This is a genomic window from Pyramidobacter sp. CG50-2 (assembly GCF_003612005.1).
In the GTDB taxonomy this organism is placed as follows: domain Bacteria; phylum Synergistota; class Synergistia; order Synergistales; family Dethiosulfovibrionaceae; genus Pyramidobacter.
The window spans coordinates 59,153-79,340 of sequence record NZ_RAWT01000001.1 but is presented as its reverse complement, the minus strand read 5'-3'; the positions used below and the strand labels follow the sequence as shown (position 1 = coordinate 79,340).

Annotated in this window: 21 protein-coding genes; 18 read left to right on the top strand and 3 right to left on the bottom strand. The window is 62.1% G+C overall.

Annotated elements, in window-relative coordinates; translation table 11 throughout:
* Window positions 1-16 precede the first annotated feature (16 nt).
* Window positions 17-1,465 carry a TolC family protein gene (locus D7D26_RS00290; protein WP_120371574.1) on the top strand — a complete coding sequence of 483 codons (1,449 nt, stop codon included), beginning with the start codon at window positions 17-19 and terminating at the stop codon, window positions 1,463-1,465.
* Window positions 1,466-1,475: 10 nt separating this feature from the next.
* Window positions 1,476-2,642, top strand: a complete 1,167-nt coding sequence (locus D7D26_RS00285) for an efflux RND transporter periplasmic adaptor subunit (RefSeq protein WP_158606207.1) — start codon at window positions 1,476-1,478, stop codon at window positions 2,640-2,642.
* A 353-nt stretch (window positions 2,643-2,995) separates the two neighbouring features.
* On the opposite strand, the gene D7D26_RS12510 is transcribed toward D7D26_RS00285, so the two are convergent.
* Window positions 2,996-3,112 carry a type II toxin-antitoxin system YafQ family toxin gene (locus tag D7D26_RS12510; protein ID WP_233543409.1) on the bottom strand — a complete coding sequence of 39 codons (117 nt, stop codon included), beginning with the start codon at window positions 3,110-3,112 and terminating at the stop codon, window positions 2,996-2,998.
* 1 nt (window position 3,113) lies between these two features.
* Complete coding sequence (locus D7D26_RS00280; RefSeq protein ID WP_158606206.1) at window positions 3,114-3,389, bottom strand: type II toxin-antitoxin system RelB/DinJ family antitoxin; 276 nt, start codon at window positions 3,387-3,389, stop codon at window positions 3,114-3,116.
* A 434-nt stretch (window positions 3,390-3,823) separates the two neighbouring features.
* Between D7D26_RS00280 and D7D26_RS00275 the strand changes: the two genes are divergently transcribed.
* From D7D26_RS00275 to D7D26_RS00255, 6 genes are all read left to right on the top strand, one after another.
* Entirely contained in the window at window positions 3,824-4,177 is a 354-nt protein-coding gene (locus D7D26_RS00275) for a helix-turn-helix domain-containing protein (protein ID WP_158606205.1), read from the top strand.
* A gap of 230 nt (window positions 4,178-4,407) precedes the next feature.
* Complete coding sequence (locus D7D26_RS00270) at window positions 4,408-5,790, top strand: S-layer homology domain-containing protein (RefSeq protein ID WP_120371570.1); 1,383 nt, start codon at window positions 4,408-4,410, stop codon at window positions 5,788-5,790.
* 198 nt (window positions 5,791-5,988) lie between these two features.
* Window positions 5,989-6,516: a TetR family transcriptional regulator gene (locus tag D7D26_RS00265; RefSeq protein WP_120371569.1), complete on the top strand. Its 528-nt coding sequence runs from the start codon at window positions 5,989-5,991 to the stop codon at window positions 6,514-6,516.
* A gap of 175 nt (window positions 6,517-6,691) precedes the next feature.
* On the top strand, window positions 6,692-6,829 hold the full coding sequence (locus D7D26_RS12210; protein WP_154528004.1) for a hypothetical protein: 138 nt from the start codon (window positions 6,692-6,694) through the stop codon (window positions 6,827-6,829).
* Window positions 6,830-7,016: 187 nt separating this feature from the next.
* A complete protein-coding gene (locus D7D26_RS00260) occupies window positions 7,017-7,331 on the top strand; it encodes a type II toxin-antitoxin system RelE/ParE family toxin (RefSeq protein ID WP_233543408.1) in 315 nt (104 codons plus the stop codon).
* 45 nt (window positions 7,332-7,376) lie between these two features.
* Window positions 7,377-8,438: a HigA family addiction module antitoxin gene (locus D7D26_RS00255; RefSeq protein WP_120371568.1), complete on the top strand. Its 1,062-nt coding sequence runs from the start codon at window positions 7,377-7,379 to the stop codon at window positions 8,436-8,438.
* Between the two features lie 156 nt (window positions 8,439-8,594).
* On the opposite strand, the gene D7D26_RS00250 is transcribed toward D7D26_RS00255, so the two are convergent.
* Window positions 8,595-9,254: a nitroreductase gene (locus tag D7D26_RS00250; protein ID WP_158606204.1), complete on the bottom strand. Its 660-nt coding sequence runs from the start codon at window positions 9,252-9,254 to the stop codon at window positions 8,595-8,597.
* 157 nt (window positions 9,255-9,411) lie between these two features.
* Between D7D26_RS00250 and D7D26_RS00245 the strand changes: the two genes are divergently transcribed.
* From D7D26_RS00245 to D7D26_RS00205, 10 genes are all read left to right on the top strand, one after another.
* On the top strand, window positions 9,412-10,164 hold the full coding sequence (locus D7D26_RS00245) for a hypothetical protein (RefSeq protein ID WP_147413013.1): 753 nt from the start codon (window positions 9,412-9,414) through the stop codon (window positions 10,162-10,164).
* A gap of 32 nt (window positions 10,165-10,196) precedes the next feature.
* On the top strand, window positions 10,197-12,047 hold the full coding sequence (gene pepF, locus D7D26_RS00240; RefSeq protein ID WP_120371565.1) for an oligoendopeptidase F: 1,851 nt from the start codon (window positions 10,197-10,199) through the stop codon (window positions 12,045-12,047).
* A 157-nt stretch (window positions 12,048-12,204) separates the two neighbouring features.
* Window positions 12,205-13,008: a glutamate racemase gene (murI, locus tag D7D26_RS00235; protein ID WP_120371564.1), complete on the top strand. Its 804-nt coding sequence runs from the start codon at window positions 12,205-12,207 to the stop codon at window positions 13,006-13,008.
* Window positions 13,009-13,143: 135 nt separating this feature from the next.
* Window positions 13,144-13,686 (top strand): DUF6305 family protein, encoded by a 543-nt coding sequence (locus tag D7D26_RS00230; protein ID WP_199674621.1) that lies wholly within the window; start codon window positions 13,144-13,146, stop codon window positions 13,684-13,686.
* A 9-nt stretch (window positions 13,687-13,695) separates the two neighbouring features.
* Complete coding sequence (locus D7D26_RS00225; protein WP_120371562.1) at window positions 13,696-14,982, top strand: TRAP transporter large permease subunit; 1,287 nt, start codon at window positions 13,696-13,698, stop codon at window positions 14,980-14,982.
* Between the two features lie 14 nt (window positions 14,983-14,996).
* Window positions 14,997-15,140 carry a hypothetical protein gene (locus D7D26_RS12435; protein WP_168170033.1) on the top strand — a complete coding sequence of 48 codons (144 nt, stop codon included), beginning with the start codon at window positions 14,997-14,999 and terminating at the stop codon, window positions 15,138-15,140.
* Window positions 15,141-15,153: 13 nt separating this feature from the next.
* Window positions 15,154-16,299: a succinylglutamate desuccinylase/aspartoacylase family protein gene (locus D7D26_RS00220; RefSeq protein ID WP_120371561.1), complete on the top strand. Its 1,146-nt coding sequence runs from the start codon at window positions 15,154-15,156 to the stop codon at window positions 16,297-16,299.
* A 74-nt stretch (window positions 16,300-16,373) separates the two neighbouring features.
* A complete protein-coding gene (gene ggt / locus D7D26_RS00215; RefSeq protein ID WP_120371560.1) occupies window positions 16,374-18,095 on the top strand; it encodes a gamma-glutamyltransferase in 1,722 nt (573 codons plus the stop codon).
* 492 nt (window positions 18,096-18,587) lie between these two features.
* Window positions 18,588-19,547 (top strand): TAXI family TRAP transporter solute-binding subunit, encoded by a 960-nt coding sequence (locus tag D7D26_RS00210; RefSeq protein WP_078016173.1) that lies wholly within the window; start codon window positions 18,588-18,590, stop codon window positions 19,545-19,547.
* 120 nt (window positions 19,548-19,667) lie between these two features.
* Window positions 19,668-20,186 carry a DUF1850 domain-containing protein gene (locus tag D7D26_RS00205; protein ID WP_158606203.1) on the top strand — a complete coding sequence of 173 codons (519 nt, stop codon included), beginning with the start codon at window positions 19,668-19,670 and terminating at the stop codon, window positions 20,184-20,186.
* Window positions 20,187-20,188: the final 2 nt, after the last annotated feature.

Here is a 20,188-nt window from a genome sequence, read left to right as displayed (position 1 = left end):
AGGAGAAGCGAACATCATGAAAAGAATTCAGGCGGCCGCGCTGGCGCTCTCGTTTTCGCTGCTGGGATTTCCCGCGCCGGGGGCGCCGGCGGCCAGCTCCCTTGAGGCGCTGAGGAACGCCGCGCGTCCCGCGGCCGGCGACTCCGAAGCGGTTATCCTCACCATGGAGCGGGCGCTGAGCATCGCGCTGGACCGCAACTTTACCGTGCTGACGGCGGAGCAGAACGTGGAGAGCGCCAAGGGGCAGAGCAAGGCGGCCGGCGCCGCGCTCAACCCGCAGCTGAACCTTCAGGGGCAGGGGAACGCCTATGACAACATCCCGGGCTATCCCGACAACGAACTGCTTTCGCGCGTCACCGTCGGCCAGAGCCTGTATTCCGGCGGCAAAAATCAGGCGCGGGCCCGTCAGGGCAAACTCGGCGTCGAACAGGCCGAGCAGGACCTGCGCAGCGCCCGCGAGAGCGTGGCGCTGACCGTCTGGAACGCCTACTGCGAAGTGCTGTACCGCCGCGAAGTGCTGCGCAACACCGGGAACGCGCTCGACTACTACACCAACGCCGAAAAAGAGCTGAAAGAGCGCGTCGCTTACGGCCTCTCCACCAACCTCGACCTCACCCGCGTGCGCCAGCAGAAGGAAAACGCCCGCGCAAGCAACATCGCCGCCGGCAACAACCTCGAGGCGGCGCGCATCGAACTGTGCCGCCTGCTGCGCATGCGTCCTGAGACGAACCTTGCTCTCTCCGGCTCGCTCGAGGATAACCTGCCCAAACTGGAAGACACCCGCAAGATCCCCGACGACGTCGAGGCGGCCGTCCGCGAAGTGCTCGAACGCCGCGGCGATTACCAGTCGCTGCGCTGCGCCGCCGCCTCGCGGAAAAACGAGATCGCCGTGGCGAAAAGCGGTATGCTGCCCACGCTCAGCCTCAGCGGCGGCTACCGTTTCGGCTACACGTCGAACGGTCTCGGCGGCGTCTCCGACAAAAACCAGTGGACCGCCTCGCTCACCCTCGACGTGCCCGTCTACGACGGCGGCAGCACCAGCGGCAATGTCCGCGCCGCCAAAGCCGGACTGAAGGCCGCCGAGCACGCCCTCGGCGAAAAAGAGGACAGCATCAAGGCCGAACTTGCCGACAGCTGGCTCAGCCTCCAGAACGCGCTGGAAACCCTCAACGCCGGCCGCGCCAACCTGCAGCTGGCACAGGAGAGCCTTGCCTACGCCGAATCGGGCTACCGCGAGGGCGTCAACACGCAGATCGACGTGCTGCAGGCCCGCAGCGAGCTGACCGACGCGCTCCAGCTCCTGGCGCAGTATCTTCGCGACAGCCGCGAAGCGCAGGCCGGCCTGTGGAAAGCGCAGGGTCTCCTCATCGAGCGCGCCCTGCTTCAGGAAAATCTTCGCGACCGCGCCGCCGCTCCGGCGAAAAGCGCCGGCCTCCGCGCCGATTCTCGAAAGAAGACAAAGTGAGGTAATGCCCATGAAATTTGCGAAACTCAAAGTCTATCTTCTGCCCGCGCTGCTTGCCGTCGCCCTCTCGCCCCTGTGCGGCCCCGCGGCCGCCGCGTGGTTCGGTTCCCGCGCCGAAGCCCGCGCCAAACAGCCCGCCGCGCCGCTGCCGCGCGTCGAGGTGGCCGTCGTCAAACGCCTCAGCAGCGTGCAGCAGGGCATCAACACCACCTCCACGCTGCAGGCCCTCGAAGAAGTGATCCTCAACCCCAAAGTCACCGGCCGCATCGACAACATCGTCGTCGCCAAAGGCGATCTCGTCGAGGCCGGCGACACGCTCGTCGTGCTCGACAGCCGCAACCAGGAAGCCGAGTACAACTCCATGCAGGCCCAGGTCGCCGTCAGCAAAGCCGAACTCTCCCAGTCCGCCGTCACGCTCGCCGACGCCAAGCGCGAGCTCGAACGCTACGGCCGCCTGCGCAAGTCAGGCTACGCCACCCAGCAGGAGTACGACACGCGCAGCACCACCTATCAGGCCGCCGTGGCCGCCAACGCCAAAGCCGCCGCGCAGGTCAAGCAGGCCCAGGCCAATCTGGACGCCCAGGCCGTGCTGCTCAGCGAATACCAGCTCAAAGCGCCGATCAAGGGCGTCATCCTCGACGATTACGACCTCACCCTCGGCGCTCTCGTCAAAGACGCCACCAACGTGCTGCGCATCGGCCGCGTGGACCGCCTCAAGGCCCGCGTCGACATCCCCGAGCGCGACATGGGCCGCCTGCGCCTCGGCATGGACGCCGTGCTCACCTTCGAGAGCCTGAGCGGGCAGACCTTTTACGGCACCGTGACGCTGATCGACCCCTACATCAACACCTCCACCCGCACCATCGGCGCCGAGATCACCGTCGACAACCAGGCCACCGGCTTCAAGCTGCGCCCCGGCATGTTCGCCCGCGTGCTGCTGGTCGAGACCAGCGAGGAGAACCCCCTCGTCATCCCCAGCGAAGCGCTGCGCGCCGACGGTTCCGTCATGGTCATCCGCGACGGCAGGGCCGCGATCCAGAAAGTCGTCACCGGCGCTGCCACCGGCGGCATGGTCACCGTCTCCGGCGGCCTGCAGATCGGCGAAGACGTCGTCGTCTCCGGCGGCAACAACGTCGCCGAAGGCACTGAAGTCGAGTTCGTGATCACCGCCGAGTAAGTCGAAACGCCGTGCGCCGCAAAACGGCGGCGCACGGCAGAACAAGAACTGCCGCGAAGACGCCGGGAAAAACGAAATGAGCCGGCCGCCTCGCGGCGCAAAGAACGAGGGCGGACGACTGGAATCGATCCAGTCGTCCGCCCTCGTTTTCGTGTTTTATGTTTGCCCGAGGCGGGGTGTCTAATACTATTTCTTAATTAAAAGGCCGAACACAAGGGGCTGCGGGGGAGATTCACAAAGCGAGCTGCGCAGACCGCGTAGCGGTCGAGACAGTCCTGAGCGACTGAACTCCCCCGCGGCCCCCGGAAAACTATGTTAATACTTTCTATCAAGAATTAGTCTGAAAACGGCGTCTATTTGTCGAAAAGATCGGCGTGCGAACCCGTTCGGACGAGGCCGAGGACGTCGCCGCGCTTTTCCATGCGCTTTCGGTCTTTGCGGAACTGGGCGGTGAATTCGACGTGCAGCATCTCAGATGCCCAGGTCCCGGAGCGCTTCTTCCGCGGTGTCGAAACGTTTCGTCTTGCCGGCGCGGAGGTCGCGGATCGCCTGCCGCGTGCGGGCGTTGGGCGTCAGGGGCGCGGCGAGGGGGAACGGGATCCCGCGTTCGGCGACGACGCGCTTGAGGTAGACGTTGATGAGAGTGGACAGATTCATGCCGAGCTCTTCGGCGATACCGGCTGCGTCGGCCTTCAGTTCGGGATCGACTTTGATCTGAATCGAGCTGTCTTTGGTGGCTGTAGCCATGATCATCACCCCTTTATGATGATATTATAGTGATTTTAGCAATATGATGTCAATATCGAGAAACGTTGGGCAGCGGCGGAACGGCGGAAACAAAAAACACTGTAACGATGCGGGGACGCGGAGAGAAGCTCATAAGACAGGGCCGCTTCGCGGCGCAAAGAACGAGGGGGGACGACTGGAATTGATCCGGTCGTCCCCCCTCGTTTTCGTTTTTTGAGGATTCATGTTTTTCTCCACGTCTTTGCGCCGCGGCGGCTTCTGCTGTGTCGTGCGAGTTTTGTTTAAAAGTTGTTATCCAGCCAACATTTATATATCTGTCTGAATTATAGGCATTTGAGACAATATTGTCTATTGCCCGCAAAGACATCTTTCGTAAAATGGCAAAGTAAAGTATGCGTGAGAAGTGTGGAGCAAAGGCAAGAGAGGTGGCGCGCATGGCCAAGGTACGGCAGACCACGTGTGAAGAGCGGCTGGAGATCGTCAACTACTACCTCGACAACGGCGCCGACTGCCTCAAAGTGATCCGCAAGTACGGCGTCAGCTACGGCCAGATTTATTCCTGGATCAACAAATACCGCCAGTACGGCGCGGCCGGCCTGCAGGATCGGCGCGGCACCGGACGCAGCCTCGGCGAAGCCGACGAGCTGGGCGAGACGGAAAAGCTGCGGGTCGAGAACCGCCTGCTCCGGGCCAGCATCAAAAACCTCAAGGAAGAGCGCCACGTCCTCAAGAAACACCTCTCTTACCTCGAGCGGCGCATCGCCGGAAGCGAAGAACACTCCGCATGACCGAAAGAGTGTGGCGGACCTCCCGCGGGGAGGCTCGTGCATCATAAAACAACATTTCACGGCCGCATCAGGCGTGAAACGGGACGGAACGAAAGCGCGACGGGCGAGGAAACGTGGAAACTCCCCACAAACGCGGTTCGCGACGATCCGTTTTCTGCCCCGAACGGCCGGGAAACGGCGCCATGAGGCGTCACACATCATTGTTCCGTGTTTGAGGAGGAGTTTTGAGAATGAGTATGAAGAAAATGCTCGCCGTAGTCGCCGCCGCGTCGCTGGTGGCCGTAGCCGCGCCGGCGTTCGCCGCGAACCCGTTCAGCGACGTGCCGATGAACCACTGGGCGTACGACGCCGTGGAGCAGCTGAGCGCGAAGGGCATCCTGGAAGGTTATCCGAACGGGACGTTCAAGGGCAACCGCGCCATGACGCGCTACGAGATCGCCACGATGGTGGCGCGCATGATGGCCGCGGGCGGCCTGAGCGGCGAAGACCTGGAGAAGCTGAAGGCGCTGGTGGTGGAGTTCCAGCCCGAACTGGAAGCCTTGGGCGTGAAAGTGGACGGTTTCGACAGCCGCCTGAGCGCGCTTGAGAAGGGCCTCGGCGGATGGAAGATCACCGGCCAGATGCGCTTCGACTACAACGCGTGGGACAACGACGGTGCTGCGACCGGCGCCGGCGCCGACGGCTTCACGATGAACCGTGCCCGTCTGTTCCTGCACCGCGACCTGAGCGACGGCGTCAGCTTCGACGCTCGTTGGCACAGGGGTAACTTCGACCGCTGGTGGGTCACCGCCAAGGACTTCATGGGCCTGGAAGGCTTGACGATGCGCGGCGGTCAGTTCTACCTTGACTGGGAAGACGAAGACGGACTGTACGACGACAACGACGCGTTCAACATGGACGCCAACTATCGCGGCTTCGACCTGAAGTACAACCGCGGCATGTTCACCGTCGAGGGCTTCGCGGCCTCCAACCAGGGCGGCAACATCTACGCTGCCAACGCCAGCGACGAGTACTACGGCGCCCGCCTGAAGTTCGACTTCAGCGAGAAGTTCTGGCTGAGCCTGAACGGCCTGTGGTACAACGTGGGCGACACGAACTACAAGACCTACTGGGCCGGCCTCGGCTTCAGCTTCATGGACGGCCTCGAGCTGAAGGGCGCCTACTACATGGAAGACATCGACGGCGCGGCCATCGACGATCCCAAGGCTTTCAAGGTCATCCTCGACGTCGACCAGGACGTGCTGAAGTTCACCAGCCTGTGGGTCGAGTACGCCAAGCTCGACCAGGGCTTCTACATCGACAGAAGCCCCTGGTCCTTCAGCGATGTCCTGTGGCCGGGCGACATCTCTGCGGGCGTCACCCTGCCGGACGACGTGGACGTCCTCTTTGTCAAGGCGAAGCAGAAGTGGAACGACAAGTGGAGCACGATCGAGCGCTATGTCAAGTACGACATTGACACTTTCTGGGATGCCAAGGAGTGGTCTGTGGCCATTGGTTACCAGTACAGCCCCAACCTCTACTTCGAGCTGGCCTACGCCGATATGGACGGCAGCTTCTTCGATCCCAACTACGACAACAACCAGATCCGCTTCCGCACGCTGCTGAACTTCTAAGCGAATCTCTGCATACGCAAAAAGCGGGGCTGCTTCGGCAGCCCCGCTTTTTCGCATCTTCGCGCGCCGTGAAAAGTCCGTGACGCAGCGCGCGTTTTGAGGTATGATCGATCATATTGGTGACGCCGCGGCGGAGCCGCGCCTTCCGTCCCTCGACGGCGGCGAAGTTCCGCGGGGAGCGTCGGAAAGGCGGCCGCCATGGATTTTACGAAGAAAGAAATACAGAGCGCGTTCTGGCAGCTTCTGGAAGAGCGCCCGTTCGGCAAGATCACGGTGAAAGCGGTCGTCGCGCGCTGCGGCGTGAACCGCAACACGTTTTACTATCACTTTCAGGATCTTCGCGATCTGCTCCGCACGTCCGTGCTCGGCTGGCTCGACGAGCTGTTCGCCGACGGAGCGGGCGCGGCGGCGGTCGTCGCCGCGCTGTCGCGGCGCCGGGCGGCCGTCATGCACGTCTACAGGTCGCTGCCGCGCGAGACGTTCATCGAGGAATTGGGCGTCTGGGTGCGCTACGCCGTGGCCCGCTGCGTCGGCGCCGGGGAAGGCGGGCTTTTCGCGGAGAAGGAGAACCGGGAACTGCTGCTTTCCGTGTGCCGCTTCGCGCTGGCGGGGTTCCTGCTGGATTGGCTGGAAGGGGACATGAGCTCCGATTTGGGGAAAAGTCTGTCGCGCTGTGCGGAACTGCTGAAAAATTTCTCCCTCCCTCCCTCCCTCCCTCCCTCCTGATTCGAAAGCGCGTCGCCTGTGACTGCGGCGTCGGGATCGCGTGCGGGGCGGTGGAATTTCCCGGCAAGACGGAGAAGCTCTTTTTCTCCCTCTTGCTTTTTTTGTCCTTTGTGGTATCATCCAACTGTCGGTTAATGCTTTATCATGATAAACTGTTAACGGAGGAGCGATGCCTATGGAGACCATGAAAGTTGACGTGCCGGCGGAAGTGAAGGAGCGTTTCGACGCCATGCTGGCCCGGTTTTCCCGCGAGAACAACGTGACGCTGGTCGTCCGCCCCGACCTCCCCGCCGAAGAGCAGCCGCGCCACTGATGTTGGTATTCAACGCCAAAGGCCCGACGGTCGCGCGACCGCCGGGCCTTTGGCGTTGAATGTCAGGATCGGACGAAGTGCACGTTCTCGCCCGCTCCGGCGCACCCGGACCTGAACTGGGGTATGTTTTTGCACATTTTTCAGGCGCGTGATATAATTAATTTACCTTAGAGGTAAATTGCAGGTGGTGAAGAGACTGCTTACGACGTTCAAAAGCAAGAAGCTCGAAAGGGTCTGCACATCGGACAAGGCGGCCATACGGGCTTACGGAGTTGAGATGGCCGAGAAACTCGTCCAGAGGTTGGATGAGATCCACGCGGCGGATTCAGTGGATTTTCTTTTGGCGCACCGGATCGGACGCTGCCATGAACTGCATGGAAATCTGGAAGGGACTCTGGCGATGGATCTGGTCCAGCCGCATCGTCTGCTCTTTACCCGGGATGGTTGTATTCAAGGGATAGAAGCCGTGAAAATCACGAAAATCGAGAATGATTATCACTGACGGAAAATGAGAAACGGCGTCAAGGGACGCAAAGGAGGAATTGAAATGGCGCACAGCAGGAGTTTTATCGCGGTCCCCCCCGGCGCGACGATACGCGAACAGCTGGAGGAGCGCGGGCTCACGCAGAAAGAGTTTGCGGTGCGTATGGGGATCAGCGAGAAGCATATCAGCCGTCTGATTCACGGCGGCGTGGAGCTGAGTCAGGACATGGCGCTGAGGTTGGAGTCAGTTCTCGGCATCCCCGCCAAATTCTGGAACAATCTCGAGGCGATCTATCGGGAAAAGCTTACCCGCGTAAAGGAAGAGCTCGAGATGGACGAGGAAGTCGAAATCGCGAAGAAGTTTCCGTACTCGAAAATGGCGGCCAGGGGTTGGGTAAAAAATACGAGGAACGCGAAGGAGAAGGTTTTTGCGCTCAGGTCGTTCTTCGAGACGGCGCGCCTGACGTTCCTGGGGAAGTTCCAAATCCCGGGAATCGCGTATCGTCAGCTGGGCGAGAACGATCGCAGCGATTACGCTCTGGCCGCCTGGTCGCAGAAAGTGCGTCTCGAAGCGCGGAAGGTCGAAGCGGGCGAAATCGACATCAAAAAATTGACGGCGCTCCTTCCTCGAATTCGGGCGCTCTCAAAGGGATTCTCGGCCGACTCTTATAAAAAGCTCAGGGATTGTTTGGCTGAATGCGGCGTCGCTCTCGTATATCTGCCGCATTTTGAAGGGACGTTCCTGAACGGGGCTTCTTTCATCGACGGGAAAAAGATCGTCGTCGGCGTGACCACGCGCGGAAAGTTTGCGGATATCTTTTGGTTCAACCTGTTTCACGAGTTGGGGCATGTGATCGCGGGAGATATTTTCGGAACGCACGATGCGGCGGAGAGGGAAGGGATGGAACGGGCCGCCGATACGTTTGCCCAAGATGCTCTCATTCCGGCCGGCGGGTATGAGCGCTTTACCGAGGCCGCCCGCTTTGACCGCGAGAGCGTATGCGCTTTCGCCGAAAAGGAGGGGATCGCTCCGGGCATCGTGGTTGGGCGGCTTCAAAAGGAAGGCCGGCTGCGTTATGACTGCTTGGGCGCGTTGAAAGCGAAGTATGAGATTTTCTGTGATTGAAATCGCGGAAGACGGTCTTCGAGGAGGTCGAAGCAAGATGCTTTCGTGGGAGTTTGCTTTGCGCCGAGGGAAGGCGAAAGTCCGAGGGCGGAGCATAATACGAAAAGGTCCGACCGGTCGCATGACCGGTCGGGCCTTTTTCATCGAAAACCACGATCAGACGAAGTGAACGTTCTCGCCCGCTCCGGCGCGCCCGGACCTGAACTGGGCCATGGGCTGGTCTTTGGCGGGGAAGCCGAGCGCCACGGTGATCATGACGCGGCGCCCGGCGGGCAGGCGCAGGAACTCGCGGATGGCCGGTTCGACGAGCAGCGTGTAGGCGATGATGCAGCTGGCAAGGCCGTGCCCGGCGGCGGACAGGCACAGGGTCTGCGTGAACATGCCGATGTCGAGGAGATGCAGGGGGCTGGGCTCGCCGTCCATGCAGACGATGGCGGCGGCCGGCGCGTCGAAGAAACGCAGGCAGCGGCCGATGAAGCTTTTCGGCTCCCAGCCCTGGCGCTCGAGAACGGGCGCCAGGGCGCCGCTCAGTTCGCGGGCGCGGGCCTGCCACGCGGGCATTTCCCGCCCGGCGTGCATGGGCACGCCCCGGCCCTGACGAAAGGCTTCGTCCATCTTCGCGCGCAGGGCGTCGAGGCGTTCTCCGGCGACGACGTAGGCTTCCCACGGCTGGGCGTTTTTGGCTGAGGGGGAGAACGTGGCGTATTTCAGCACCGACGCGAGCAGCTCCGGCCCCGGCGGCGTGTTTTCGAAGGCGCGGCAGGACCGGCGCGCGGCGATGCCGGCCAGCAGACCCATAGTTTCTTCATTGCACATCTGATGATCACTCCTGAAAGAATAAATAATCTTGCGGGGAAAGTATAACGCCGAAAAAGAGCGCGCGCAAGCGCCGTGCCCATGAGTTATAATGAAAGAGCTCCGACGGCGGAAAGGCGAAATCTTGCGTTGAAATGTTTTAAGGAGATGAAACAGAATGAATCGCATAAAGTGTCTTGCCGTGGCGTTTTGGATATGTGCCGTCCCGGCTTCGGCCGCGGCGCTGACGAAAGCGGAAATCGACGCCCGCTGGCAGCGGCTGACGGCGGCGCAGGAGGCCCGCGCGGCGGGCGAGGCGAAAGCGGCGGAGCTGCGCCGGACGCTCGACGGTCAGATCCTTGAGGGCTCTTTGTACTCGCTGTGGCGGCGCTGCGTCCGGGACGAGGCGCCGCAGCGGCTGCAGGCGGCGTGGAGCGTTCTGCGCGCCCACGTGCCGGGCGGCGACCCGAGCCGCTGGGACGAGGTCGGCTCTTTCGAGCTGCCGTCGGAAACGCCGCGGGCGTTCATGGTGATCGACGCGCTCTATGCGGCGCTGATCGAACTGCCGCGCCGTGAAGGCGGCGAATGGCTGGCGGCCGGGCTGCTGCGCGATTTCGCGCGCTCGCCGCACGGGCGTTACGACTTTCTCGGCGTCTGTCCGGCGCCGGTGGCCGAGGCTGTGGCGGATATCGTGGCGCGCACGGGGCTGAGCGGGAACTGGCGGCCGCGCCGGGTGGTGGGGCGTCTGCCGATCGCCCGCCCGGTGCGCGGCACGGTCACCGATTCCACCGCGCGCGGCGGGGACATGCAGTTCCTCGACGGCGCGGGCATCCCGGCGGGCAACGGATTTTACGCCTGGGACCGTCCCTCGGGGCGGATCTACCGCATCAGCCTGCACGATCGTAAGCTGTTTTTCATTCCCGGTTTTTGAGCGTCGGAGAAGATGAGAAAGGGAGTTGCGAAATGACGGAGAACGAAACGAAGGCATCGGGCGTCGCCGGCGACGCGGGCTACGCGGCGCCGCTGTACGAAACGCGCGCGGAGGTGCCCGAGGCGGCGCGCTGGAAGCTGGAAGACATTTACGCCGCGCCGGCGCAGTGGGAAGCGGAGGCGAAGGAAGCGGAAGCGACGGCGGCGGAACTGGCGGCCTGCCGGGGGCGCGTGATGGACTCGGCCGCGTCGCTGCTGAAGGCGATCACGCTGGACGAGCGGCTGGATTACCTGCTGGGGCGGCTGTACAGCTACGCGGTGATGCGCAGCCACGAGGACACGGCGGCGGAAGGGCCGAAGGCGCTGGCGGCGCGCGCCACGCAGCTGAGCGTTCGGGCGGCGGAGGCGTCGGCGTTCCTGTCTCCGGAGATCCTCAGCGCCGACGAGGCGAAGATCGGCGCCTTTCTGGCGCGGGAGCCGAAGCTGGAGCTGTACCGCCTGATGCTGCGGCGCATCCTGCGCGAGAAGAAGCACGTCCTTTCCGCCGAGCAGGAAGCCGTCATGGCGGCGATGGGCGAGCTGGCCGGGGCCCCCGACGAGATCTTTTCGATGCTCGCCGACGCGGACATGCAGTTCGGCGAGATCGCCGACGAAAAGGGCGAAAAGCGGCCGCTGACGCAGGAAAGCTACGGCCGCTACATCTCCTCGCCGAAACGCCGCGTGCGCCGCGAAGCGTTCGAGGGCATCCACCGGACGTTTGCGAAGTTCCGCAACACGCTGGGCGCGGCCTATGCGGCCAGCGTCAGGAAAGACGTCACCTTCGCGCGCCTGCGCCGCTACGGTTCGGCGCTGGAAGCGTCGCTGTACGGCAACGAGATCCCCGTGTCCGTCTACGACGGCCTGGTCGCGGCGGTGAACGGAAAACTGCCGGCGCTGCACGAATACGTGGCGCTGAAGAAAAAGGCCCTCGGCGTTGAGCGCATGGAGCCGTGGGATTTGTACGCCCCCTTCACGAAGGAGATCAAGCGGACGTTCAGCTACGAAACGGCGCAGAAGCTGGTGCTCGAAGCCGTCGCGCCCTTGGGCGAGGAGTACGCGCGCACGATGCGGCGCGCTTTCAGCGAGCGCTGGATCGACGTGTACGAGAACCGCGGCAAGCGCAGCGGCGCCTATTCGTGGGGCTGCTGGGGCGTGCATCCCTACATGCTGCTCAACTACGGCGGCACGTACCGCGACGTCTCGACGCTGGCCCACGAGGGCGGACACTCTATCCACACCTGGCTGTCCAACGCGGCCCAGCCGCAGGTCTACGCCAGCTACACGCTGTTCGTCGCCGAGGTGGCCAGCACGGTCAACGAAACGCTGCTGGTGGAGCATCTGCTGGGGAACACGGCCGACCGCGAGGAGAAGATCTTTCTGCTGAGCCAGCAGCTCGAGCTGATCCGCCAGACGATCTACCGCCAGACGCTGTTCGCCGAGTTCGAACGCGACGCGCACGCTCTGGCCGAAAAGGGCGAACCCCTGACGCCGGAGCTGCTGAACCGTATGTGGAGCGAACTGTACACGCGCTACTACGGCGAAGAAGTCGGCGCCAATCCCGATCTGGCCGCGGAATGGTCGCGCATCCCGCACTTCTACAGCGCTTTTTACGTCTATCAGTATGCCACCAGCCTTGCGGCGGCGCTGGCGCTGGTCGACCGCATCCTCGCCGGCGGGCGCGCCGAGCGCGACGCCTATCTGAACCTGCTGCGGGGCGGCTGCTCGAAGGACCCGATCAGCCTACTGCGCGACGCCGGCGTGGACATGAGCACGCCCGAACCGGTGGAGCGGGCGCTGGCCGTGTTCGAGCGCAAAACGGCCGAGCTGGGGAAACTGCTGCGGTAAAACGGCTTGCAGCGGCCGGGCGCCGGGATTTTAACGGCGAGGATCCGTTGCAATGCATTTAACGAAAAACGTTCGGCCGGACGCGCATGTCCGGCCGTTTTTTTGTGCTAGAATACTGTCAGGCAAGGTTTAAAATTCAGACAAAGAGGGGAGTTCTATGGATAAGCTGAGTCCCGTGGGCGTTTTCGATTCCGGCGTGGGAGGCTTTTCCGTCGTCAGGGAAATACAGAAAGTCCTGCCGGGAGAAGACGTGGTCTATTACGGCGACAGCGCCAACATGCCTTACGGCAACAGATCGGGCGAGGAAATCCTGCATCTGACGCGCCAGATCCTCGCGTTTTTGGAGCGGCGCGGCGTCAAGGCGGCGGCCGTGGCCTGCAACACGATTTCTTCGCTGATCGATCGGTACCGCGACGATTATCCGTTCAAGATTTTCAGCGTCATCGAAGCGGGCGCCGCTTCCGTGGCGACGCTGGACGCCGATTGCGTCGGCGTGATCGGGACCGTCTTCACGGCGCGGTCGGGGGCGTACCATCGCCTCATCAACGCCGTCCGGCCGGGGATGAAGGTCTGCGTCCAGGGCTGCCCCAATCTGGCGCGCCTGATCGACGGCGGCGACCTTCGCCCCGAATCGATCGATCCCGAGCTGCGCGCGGCGGTGGAGCCGCTGTTGGCCCAGGCGCCGATCCGGCACCTGATCCTGGGCTGCACTCATTATCCGCTGGTTTCCGGACACCTGAATCGTCTTTATCCGCAGCTGACGCTGATCGATCCCGCTCATGAGCAGGCGCTGGCGGTGAAGCGTTTTCTCGAAGCGCAGGGGCTTCTCAACGACGCCGGCTCCGGCAGCCTGGAGCTGAACACGTCCGGAGACGCGGCACAGTACGCCGAGGCGGCGCGGCGCTTCGGCCTGAAAGAGCCGCGCGCGATCAACACCGTCGCGGTCGCTCAGCCGCTTTAGACAGAGGGCAAAAATGCCCTCCGCGCTCTCGACAGCGCAGGGGCATTCCCGGCGGCGCCCAAACGCGCCGCCGCAACGATCGTCGGAAGCCGCCGTTCCCGGCGGCCAAATCAGAGGAGGCTGGTTTTTGTGAAGATGAGAAGAATTGTTTCCGCGATGATCGCCGCGTTGACCCTGGCGACGGCCGCTTGCGCCGCCGACGTGGCCCTGACCTCGATCGGCCAGGGACCCGATGCGATGATGGTGAAAGTGGTCATGCGCGCCCTGAAGGTGACTCCCGATTATGATGCGCTGATGAGGCCCGAAGCGCTGCAGAACCAGAAAGTTTTGGTCGCCGTCGTCGGCGGCAGCTCCAAGGGGCTTGGCGCGGCGGGAATCGACAAGGAAGAAGAAGTGGCGCGTGCGAAGGCCCTGCTGGACGCGGCCGCAAAGAAGGGCGTGAAGGTCCTGATCATGCACGTGGGCGGCGAGGGACGCCGCGGCACTCTGTCCGACCTGTTCATCAACGCGGCGGCTCCTTACGCCGACGGCATGATCGTCGTCGACGGCGGCAACTCCGACGGGGTGTTCGACAAGTACGCCGACGAAAGGAAGATCGTCATCCAGACCGCTCCCAACGTGAAGGGAACAAAGGAGCCTCTGGGCAAGCTCCTCGCCGACTGGAACGCGGCACAGTAAGGCGCGCCCATGGAGTGGTTCTGGCCGGAAGGTTTTTATACCTTCCTCATGATTGCAGTTTTCGCTTTTGGCGCTTTCCGTTGGAAGCTGCCTATCGCCGTGGCCATGGCCCTGGCCGCGATCGTGGGCGCGCTGGCCGGCGGCGAAGGGTTCCCGCTCCGTCATTTTGTGGAAGGGCAGTTCGGCTATCTGAACACGATTCTTGTGATCGCCACGGCCATGGTCTTTATGAAGGTCATTCTCAGGATCGGCCTGCTTGACGCGCTGTCGGCATGGCTGATTCGCAGGTTCCGCCGTTTCCCGGCGCTGCTCAGTATCGGCCTGATGCTGATCGTCATGGTGCCCGGCATGATCACTGGCTCGTCCACGGCTTCCGTGCTGACCACGGGAGCGCTGGTCGCTCCGGTGCTGAGGGCGCTCGGAGTCGACAAGGTCAAGACGGGCGCGATCATCTCCATGGCCGCCCTGCTGGGCATGATCGCGCCGCCGATCAGCATCCCCGCGATGATCATTTGCGCCGGCGTCGATATCCCTTACGTGGGCTTCGCGCTGCCGCTGCTGGTCTGCACGATGCCGCTGGCGGTCGTCTACGCGCTGACGATGATCTATCCCGCGATCCGTAAAGGCGAAGACACGCAGGCCCTTGAAGCGCACCTGAGAACGATGGAGCGCGAGAAGCTCGGTTTCCGCCTCGCTCTGCCCGTGATCGTGCTGGTGGCGCTGTTTGTCGTCGAGCAGGCGCTGGCTTCCGTCTGGCCGGGGCTTGGCATGCCGCTGATCTTCCTCGTTTCCGCGGCGGCGGGATTCTTCGCGGGAGTGAGATGGAACTTCGTCGACACGGTTACCGAGGCGATCGACGACTGTCTGCCCGTGCTCGGCATCCTCATGGGCGTGGGCATGTTCATCCAGATCATGACGCTGATCGGCGTGCAGGGCTTTATTGTCGTCTCGACGCTGAGCCTGCCGAGCTGGACGCTCTATCTTGGCATCGCGCTGATCATCCCGTTGTTCGGAGCGGTCTCGTCTTTCGGCGCTTCTTCGGTGCTCGGCGTTCCCTGCCTGCTGGCCATGCTCAGCAAGGATTCGGTCGTCGTCGCGGCGGCTCTCAGCCTCGTGGCTGCGCTGGGCGATTTGATGCCGCCGACGGCGCTGGCCGGCATTTTCGCCGCGCAGGTGGTCGAGGAGGAGAACTATTTCAAGATCCTCAAAAGGTGTCTCTGGCCGAGCTTCATCCTCGACGTCTGGGGCATTCTGATCATCGTCTACAGCAACGATATCGCTGCTTTGCTCAAGTAGGGAGGGAAAGCCTGATGACGCTAATCTACCGAGGAATCGTGCTCTTCGTGCTGCTCTTCGTGCTGCGCTGCATGTTCAAAGAGCGCTCGTTCTGGAAGCAGGTCACCGGCGCGATGGTGCTTATACCGCTGGTCCTCCGCCTGCTGATGATCAAGTAAGGAGGCCGGCGTGATGGAAGAGAGATCTAGGGTCAAAGGCAGTCCTCTCACGGCTGTGGCGCTGTGCGCCTTGGTCGGGCTGATCTGCTGGCTGACGGCGCGGTCGTTCATGTCCATGTGGAAGCCGGATGTCTTGTATCCGGCGCCGGGCTTCGAACGGCATATGCTGTCCGAATGGGAACCCGCCTTGAAAGGGACTCACGGCGACACGCCCGTTTACGTTCAGAAGGGGGCCGAAGAGGGGGGCACGGTCTTCGTTATGGGCGGCACGCATCCTAACGAGCCTGCCGGCTATATGGGCGCCGTCATGTATCTTGAGCGCGCGCAGGTGAAAAAGGGGCGCCTGATCGTGCTGCCCTGCGCCAATATGTCGGCGTTCACTCACAACTCGCCTCAAGACGCGGCTCCCCAGCGCTTCCACATTCCCCAGGAAGGAGGAAAGGCGCGGGTGTTCAAGTACGGTTCGCGCGCCACCAATCCAATCGACCAGTGGCCGGAGCCCGATGTGTATATCCACTATCCTTCCGGTCAGAAACTCGATGGCGGCTCGCGCAGCAATCTGAACCGCTCCTATCCCGGAACGAGGAACGACGGTCTGACGCAGCTGGTCGGCCTCGCCATCGTCGAACTGCTGAACAAGGAAAACGTCGATCTGGCGTTCGACCTTCACGAAGCTTCGCCGGAATACCCCGTCATCAACGCGACGGTCGCTCATGAACACTCCATGGAGCTGGCCGCGATGGTCACGATGGAACTCGAGATGATGGGCATTCCCATGCGGCTCGAGCCTTCGCCGGTGAACTTCCGCGGTTTGAGCCACCGCGAGTGGGGAGATCACTGTCCTAATGTGATCCCGATCCTGATGGAAGCCGGCAATCCGGCGCAGGGGCGTCTGCGCGGCCACACCGATGAGGCGCTGGTGCTCACGGGGCACGACAAGGCTTACATGAAAGCCGCCACGCTCGGCGTGCTGTTCATCCCCTACGTGGACCGGCAGCCGCTTGAATTGAGGACGGCACGCCATGTCGCAGCCATGAGCAAGTACGTCGAACTGCTTGGCGACGTGCGCCCCGGCAAGGAAATCGTCGTGGAGGGCATCCCTTCGTATGAAGAGATCAACGAAAAGGGGCTCGGCGCCTGGCTGGCCCCGGCGCAATAAACAGTCGTTTTATGAGGTTGGGCTTTAGGGCTGCGGAGCGTTTTGCAGTCTCAAAATACAAAGGAGGGAACGGTATGAAGAAATTGGGCGCAACGTTGGCATTGGCTCTGGTCGCCGCTGCTGCATGCGGGGCCGGCGCTGTGGAGGTCAAGGATGTTTACGCCGAGCATGGCATGGTGGCTGCGGCGCACGAATTGGCGGCCAAAGCCGGCGTCGAGATCCTGCAGAAGGGCGGCAATGCGATCGACGCGGCGGTCGCCACGGCTCTGGCGCTGAACGTCGTAGAGTTCAACGCTTCCGGCATCGGCGGCGGCGGATTTATGACCTTCTATTCGGAAAAGACGAAAGACGTGATCTGCCTCGATTACCGCGAGCAGGCTCCCGCTTCGGCCACCAAGGATATGTTCGCGTCCGAGCAGGCCAAGAAGGAAAAGTGGTCGGCCTACGGCGGCAAGTCCGTCGGCGTGCCCGGCTGGCTGAAGGGCATGACCTACGCGCTCGAGAACTACGGCACCATGACCTTTGCCCAGGTTGCCGAACCCGCCATCCGTCTGGCCGAGGAAGGCTTCGTCACCGACCCGGCCCAGAAGGGATTCATTCAGGATCACTTCGAGACGCTGAACCAGTTCAACGAGCCCGGCACGCTGCCTTTCTTCGACGAGGTCGGACTGCCCATCGAGGGCGGCACGCTTCTGAAACAGCCGGCGTTGGCCAAAACCTTCCGTCTGATCGCCGAGAAGGGGATCGACGTGTTCTACAAGGGCGAGATCGGCGAGGCCATTTGCAGGGCCGTGGAGCGCACCGGCGGCAAGATGACCATGGAGGATCTTGCCAATTATCAGATGTACGTCCGCAAGCCCGTCATCGGCACCTATCGGGGTTACCGGATTTATTCCGTGCCTCCCGCGTCGTCCGGCGGCACGCATGTGGTCCAGCTGCTCAACATCATGGAAAACTACGACGTCAAGAGCTTGGGATTCAAGTCCGCGAAGAAAGTTCATGTCTTCGGCGAGGCGACGAAGATGATGTTCGCCGACCGCAGCAAGTACATGGCCGACACTGCTTACGCCAAAGTCCCGCTGGCGGGGCTGCAGTCCAAGGAATACGCCAGGGAGGAAGCCAGCAGGATCACCGACGCGATCGTCGACAAGCCGGAAGCGGGCGATCCCTGGAAGTACGACACGGCGGAGAAGACTTCTTTCCTCGGCGGCATGGGAGACGAGCGTTTCTCGACTTCCAGCTTCTCCGTGGCCGACCAGTTCGGCAACGTCGTCACTTCGACCAACACGATCAACTTCTTCATGGGGTCTTCGGTGTTCGTGCCCGAGTACGGTTTTCTGATCAACGACGAGATGGACGACTTCGCTTCCAATCCGGAAAGCGTCAACGCCCCCGAACCCGGCAAGCGGCCTTTGTCCTGCATGAGCCCCACGATCGTGCTCGATCCCGAAGGGCGTCCTTTCATGAGCATCGGTTCGCCCGGAGCGACCCGTATCATCACCGCCGTGGCTCAGTGCATCATGAACGCCGTCGACCACGGCATGACGATGGACGAGGCGATCGAGGCGGCGCGCTTCCACAATCAGAGCGGCAACGAAATGAGAACCGAAAACGATCGCTACGACAAAGCGCTTCTTGACACGCTCGAACTGATGGGCTACAAGATCTCGCTGCAGGAACCGCTGTACACCGGCGGCGCCCAGGGCATCATGTTCGACTGGAACGCCAAGGGCACCGACAAGTTCCTCAACGGCGGCGCCGACAGCCGTCGTTTGGGAGCGGCCGTCGGCTTCTAGCGGGGAAAAACGATCCGAATATTGACCGATGGCCAAAGCGCGGAGAACCGACGGTTCTCCGCGCTTTGGCGTGTGCGGCGGCGCCGGGGTCTTCCGGGGAGCATGATTTTTCGCTGCCGAAAGGGTTTGCAGCAATGGGGCGAGGCGGTCCGGTCGAGGTCCTTTCATCGTCGCGCCGGGAATATTCCGGGCGTCGGTTTCGCGAGTCGTGGCGGAGACGCCGCGACGCATATAATACCGCGTGATTTTATAGAAGCTGACATTCTCGTGGGGAATGTTCTGTAAAATGTGGAACTCGCCGCGCCGTCGGGGAGGAATAACACGACAGGAAATCGCATAACGCCGCTTGAAATGTCTCTCATACAAGGGACGTTTGCTATTGTATACTTTGGTTCGGGGACTTCTCAAAGCCGGGTTAAAAATGTATAATAACGCCAAGGGGAAGATTCATTTCTCTGAAGATTCATATCTTATTCTGTGGAGGGGATACGGATGAAGAAATCAAGAGTTTTGGCAGTTGCGCTCGCGGGGCTTTTTGCCGCTTCGACGGCTTTCGCGGCCAGCCAGTTCATCATGGGCACGGGCGGCACGTCGGGGACCTATTATCCTCTGGGCGGCGCCATCTCCCAGATCATCACCGACCATTCCGGCGGCAAGGTCGCCTGCGTAGCCCAGGCGACGGGGGCTTCCGTCGAGAATCTGAATCTGCTCAACGCCGGCGACATCGACCTGGCTCTGGTGCAGAACGATACTGCCGATTACGCCAAGCGCGGCGTGATGTTCTTCAAGGCGCCGCTGGCGAACGTGACCGGCATCTGCCGCATTTATCCCGAGCACATTCAGGTCGCCGTCAACGCCGACAGCGCCATCAAGTCGCTGGAGGACTTCAAGGGCAAGAATATTTCCGTCGGCGCGCCCGGCTCCGGCAACGAAGCGAACGCCCGCCAGATTTTCGGCGAGATCGGCCTGTTTGACGGCGCCAATTACGTAGGGTTTACGCCTCACTTCCTGTCCTACGCCGAGGCGACGTCGCACTTCAAGGATCGCCTGATCGACGGTTTCACCTTCACGACCGGCGCTCCCAACTCGGGCATTCAGGAGATCGTCACGACGCAGCCTCTGCGTTTCCTCGAGATCAAGGACAAGCTTCGCGACGACATCATTGCCAAATATCCGTTCTTCGCCCCCGCGCTGATTGAGAAGGGGACGTACAGCGGGCTTGATCACGATGTCGAGACTATCGCCGTGCAGGCGTGCCTTGTGGCCCGCCGCGACATGTCGGAAGACGAAGCCTACGCCGTCACCAAGGCGATCTTCGAGAATCTCGAGGCGCTTGGCAACGCGCACGCCAAGGGCAAGAATCTGACGCTTGAGCACGCTCTTGACGGCATGACGCTTGACATTCACCCCGGCGCTCTGAAGTACTACAAGGAAGTCGGCCTGGTCAAGTAAGCGGGGCTCGGAAGTTTGGAGCTTTCTCAAACGGAAGGAGTCGCGAGGCTCCTTCCGTTTTTTCAGGAAAAAGCGTGACTTTTCGTTCTGCCGGCGATGTGCGGCGGAGAGGACGTGAACATGAAAAAATCCCTAGGCCGTGCGTTTCTTTTCGTCTTTCTGCTTATGGCTGCCGCGGGGATCCTGTATGGTGTGCGGCAGCAGTATCTGACCGTGACGGATGAACGGGGGACGGTGGTCTATCTGCGTCCGGTAAAACTGGGAGAGCGCTACACGGTGCGTTTTATCCATTCGGTGGCACGGCGCCCGGTGGACGAGATCTACGAGATTGCCCCGGGCTGTTCCATCCTGCGCGAAACGGTTTATGACATGATGGGCGCGGGGCTGCCGACGGAGCCTCTGGACGGCCAGACGTTCACGGTGGAGGACGGCGCATACCACATCAGGGGTTTTCATCTGAGGCTCCCCGCGGTGACCTACCGCATCAGCAAGGTCGTGGCGGATCACACGCTGTGTGTCGGGAAGGATGAATTCAGGCTGAAGCAGTGGGTGTCCGCCCCGGGGAAGCCGCTGACGTTCACGGTCCACGAAGGGAATCTGTGCGAACTGCTGAAGTTTAAATGTCGGAGCATGTTGTAGAG

What these genes read in the sequence shown, in the direction of transcription:
- pepF (WP_120371565.1), top strand. Translation starts at nt 10,197, where the DNA reads ATGACGGAGAACGAAACGAAGGCATCGGGCGTCGCCGGCGACGCGGGC.
- D7D26_RS00230 (WP_199674621.1), top strand. Translation starts at nt 13,144, where the DNA reads ATGAGAAGAATTGTTTCCGCGATGATCGCCGCGTTGACCCTGGCGACG.
- D7D26_RS12210 (WP_154528004.1), top strand. Translation starts at nt 6,692, where the DNA reads ATGGAGACCATGAAAGTTGACGTGCCGGCGGAAGTGAAGGAGCGTTTC.
- murI (WP_120371564.1), top strand. Translation starts at nt 12,205, where the DNA reads ATGGATAAGCTGAGTCCCGTGGGCGTTTTCGATTCCGGCGTGGGAGGC.
- D7D26_RS00265 (WP_120371569.1), top strand. Translation starts at nt 5,989, where the DNA reads ATGGATTTTACGAAGAAAGAAATACAGAGCGCGTTCTGGCAGCTTCTG.
- D7D26_RS00250 (WP_158606204.1), bottom strand. Translation starts at nt 9,254, where the DNA reads ATGTGCAATGAAGAAACTATGGGTCTGCTGGCCGGCATCGCCGCGCGC.
- D7D26_RS00270 (WP_120371570.1), top strand. Translation starts at nt 4,408, where the DNA reads ATGAGTATGAAGAAAATGCTCGCCGTAGTCGCCGCCGCGTCGCTGGTG.
- D7D26_RS00245 (WP_147413013.1), top strand. Translation starts at nt 9,412, where the DNA reads ATGAATCGCATAAAGTGTCTTGCCGTGGCGTTTTGGATATGTGCCGTC.
- D7D26_RS00225 (WP_120371562.1), top strand. Translation starts at nt 13,696, where the DNA reads ATGGAGTGGTTCTGGCCGGAAGGTTTTTATACCTTCCTCATGATTGCA.
- D7D26_RS00285 (WP_158606207.1), top strand. Translation starts at nt 1,476, where the DNA reads ATGAAATTTGCGAAACTCAAAGTCTATCTTCTGCCCGCGCTGCTTGCC.
- D7D26_RS00280 (WP_158606206.1), bottom strand. Translation starts at nt 3,389, where the DNA reads ATGGCTACAGCCACCAAAGACAGCTCGATTCAGATCAAAGTCGATCCC.
- D7D26_RS00275 (WP_158606205.1), top strand. Translation starts at nt 3,824, where the DNA reads ATGGCCAAGGTACGGCAGACCACGTGTGAAGAGCGGCTGGAGATCGTC.
- D7D26_RS00210 (WP_078016173.1), top strand. Translation starts at nt 18,588, where the DNA reads ATGAAGAAATCAAGAGTTTTGGCAGTTGCGCTCGCGGGGCTTTTTGCC.
- D7D26_RS00290 (WP_120371574.1), top strand. Translation starts at nt 17, where the DNA reads ATGAAAAGAATTCAGGCGGCCGCGCTGGCGCTCTCGTTTTCGCTGCTG.
- D7D26_RS12510 (WP_233543409.1), bottom strand. Translation starts at nt 3,112, where the DNA reads ATGCTGCACGTCGAATTCACCGCCCAGTTCCGCAAAGACCGAAAGCGC.
- D7D26_RS12435 (WP_168170033.1), top strand. Translation starts at nt 14,997, where the DNA reads ATGACGCTAATCTACCGAGGAATCGTGCTCTTCGTGCTGCTCTTCGTG.
- D7D26_RS00205 (WP_158606203.1), top strand. Translation starts at nt 19,668, where the DNA reads ATGAAAAAATCCCTAGGCCGTGCGTTTCTTTTCGTCTTTCTGCTTATG.
- D7D26_RS00255 (WP_120371568.1), top strand. Translation starts at nt 7,377, where the DNA reads ATGGCGCACAGCAGGAGTTTTATCGCGGTCCCCCCCGGCGCGACGATA.
- ggt (WP_120371560.1), top strand. Translation starts at nt 16,374, where the DNA reads ATGAAGAAATTGGGCGCAACGTTGGCATTGGCTCTGGTCGCCGCTGCT.
- D7D26_RS00220 (WP_120371561.1), top strand. Translation starts at nt 15,154, where the DNA reads ATGGAAGAGAGATCTAGGGTCAAAGGCAGTCCTCTCACGGCTGTGGCG.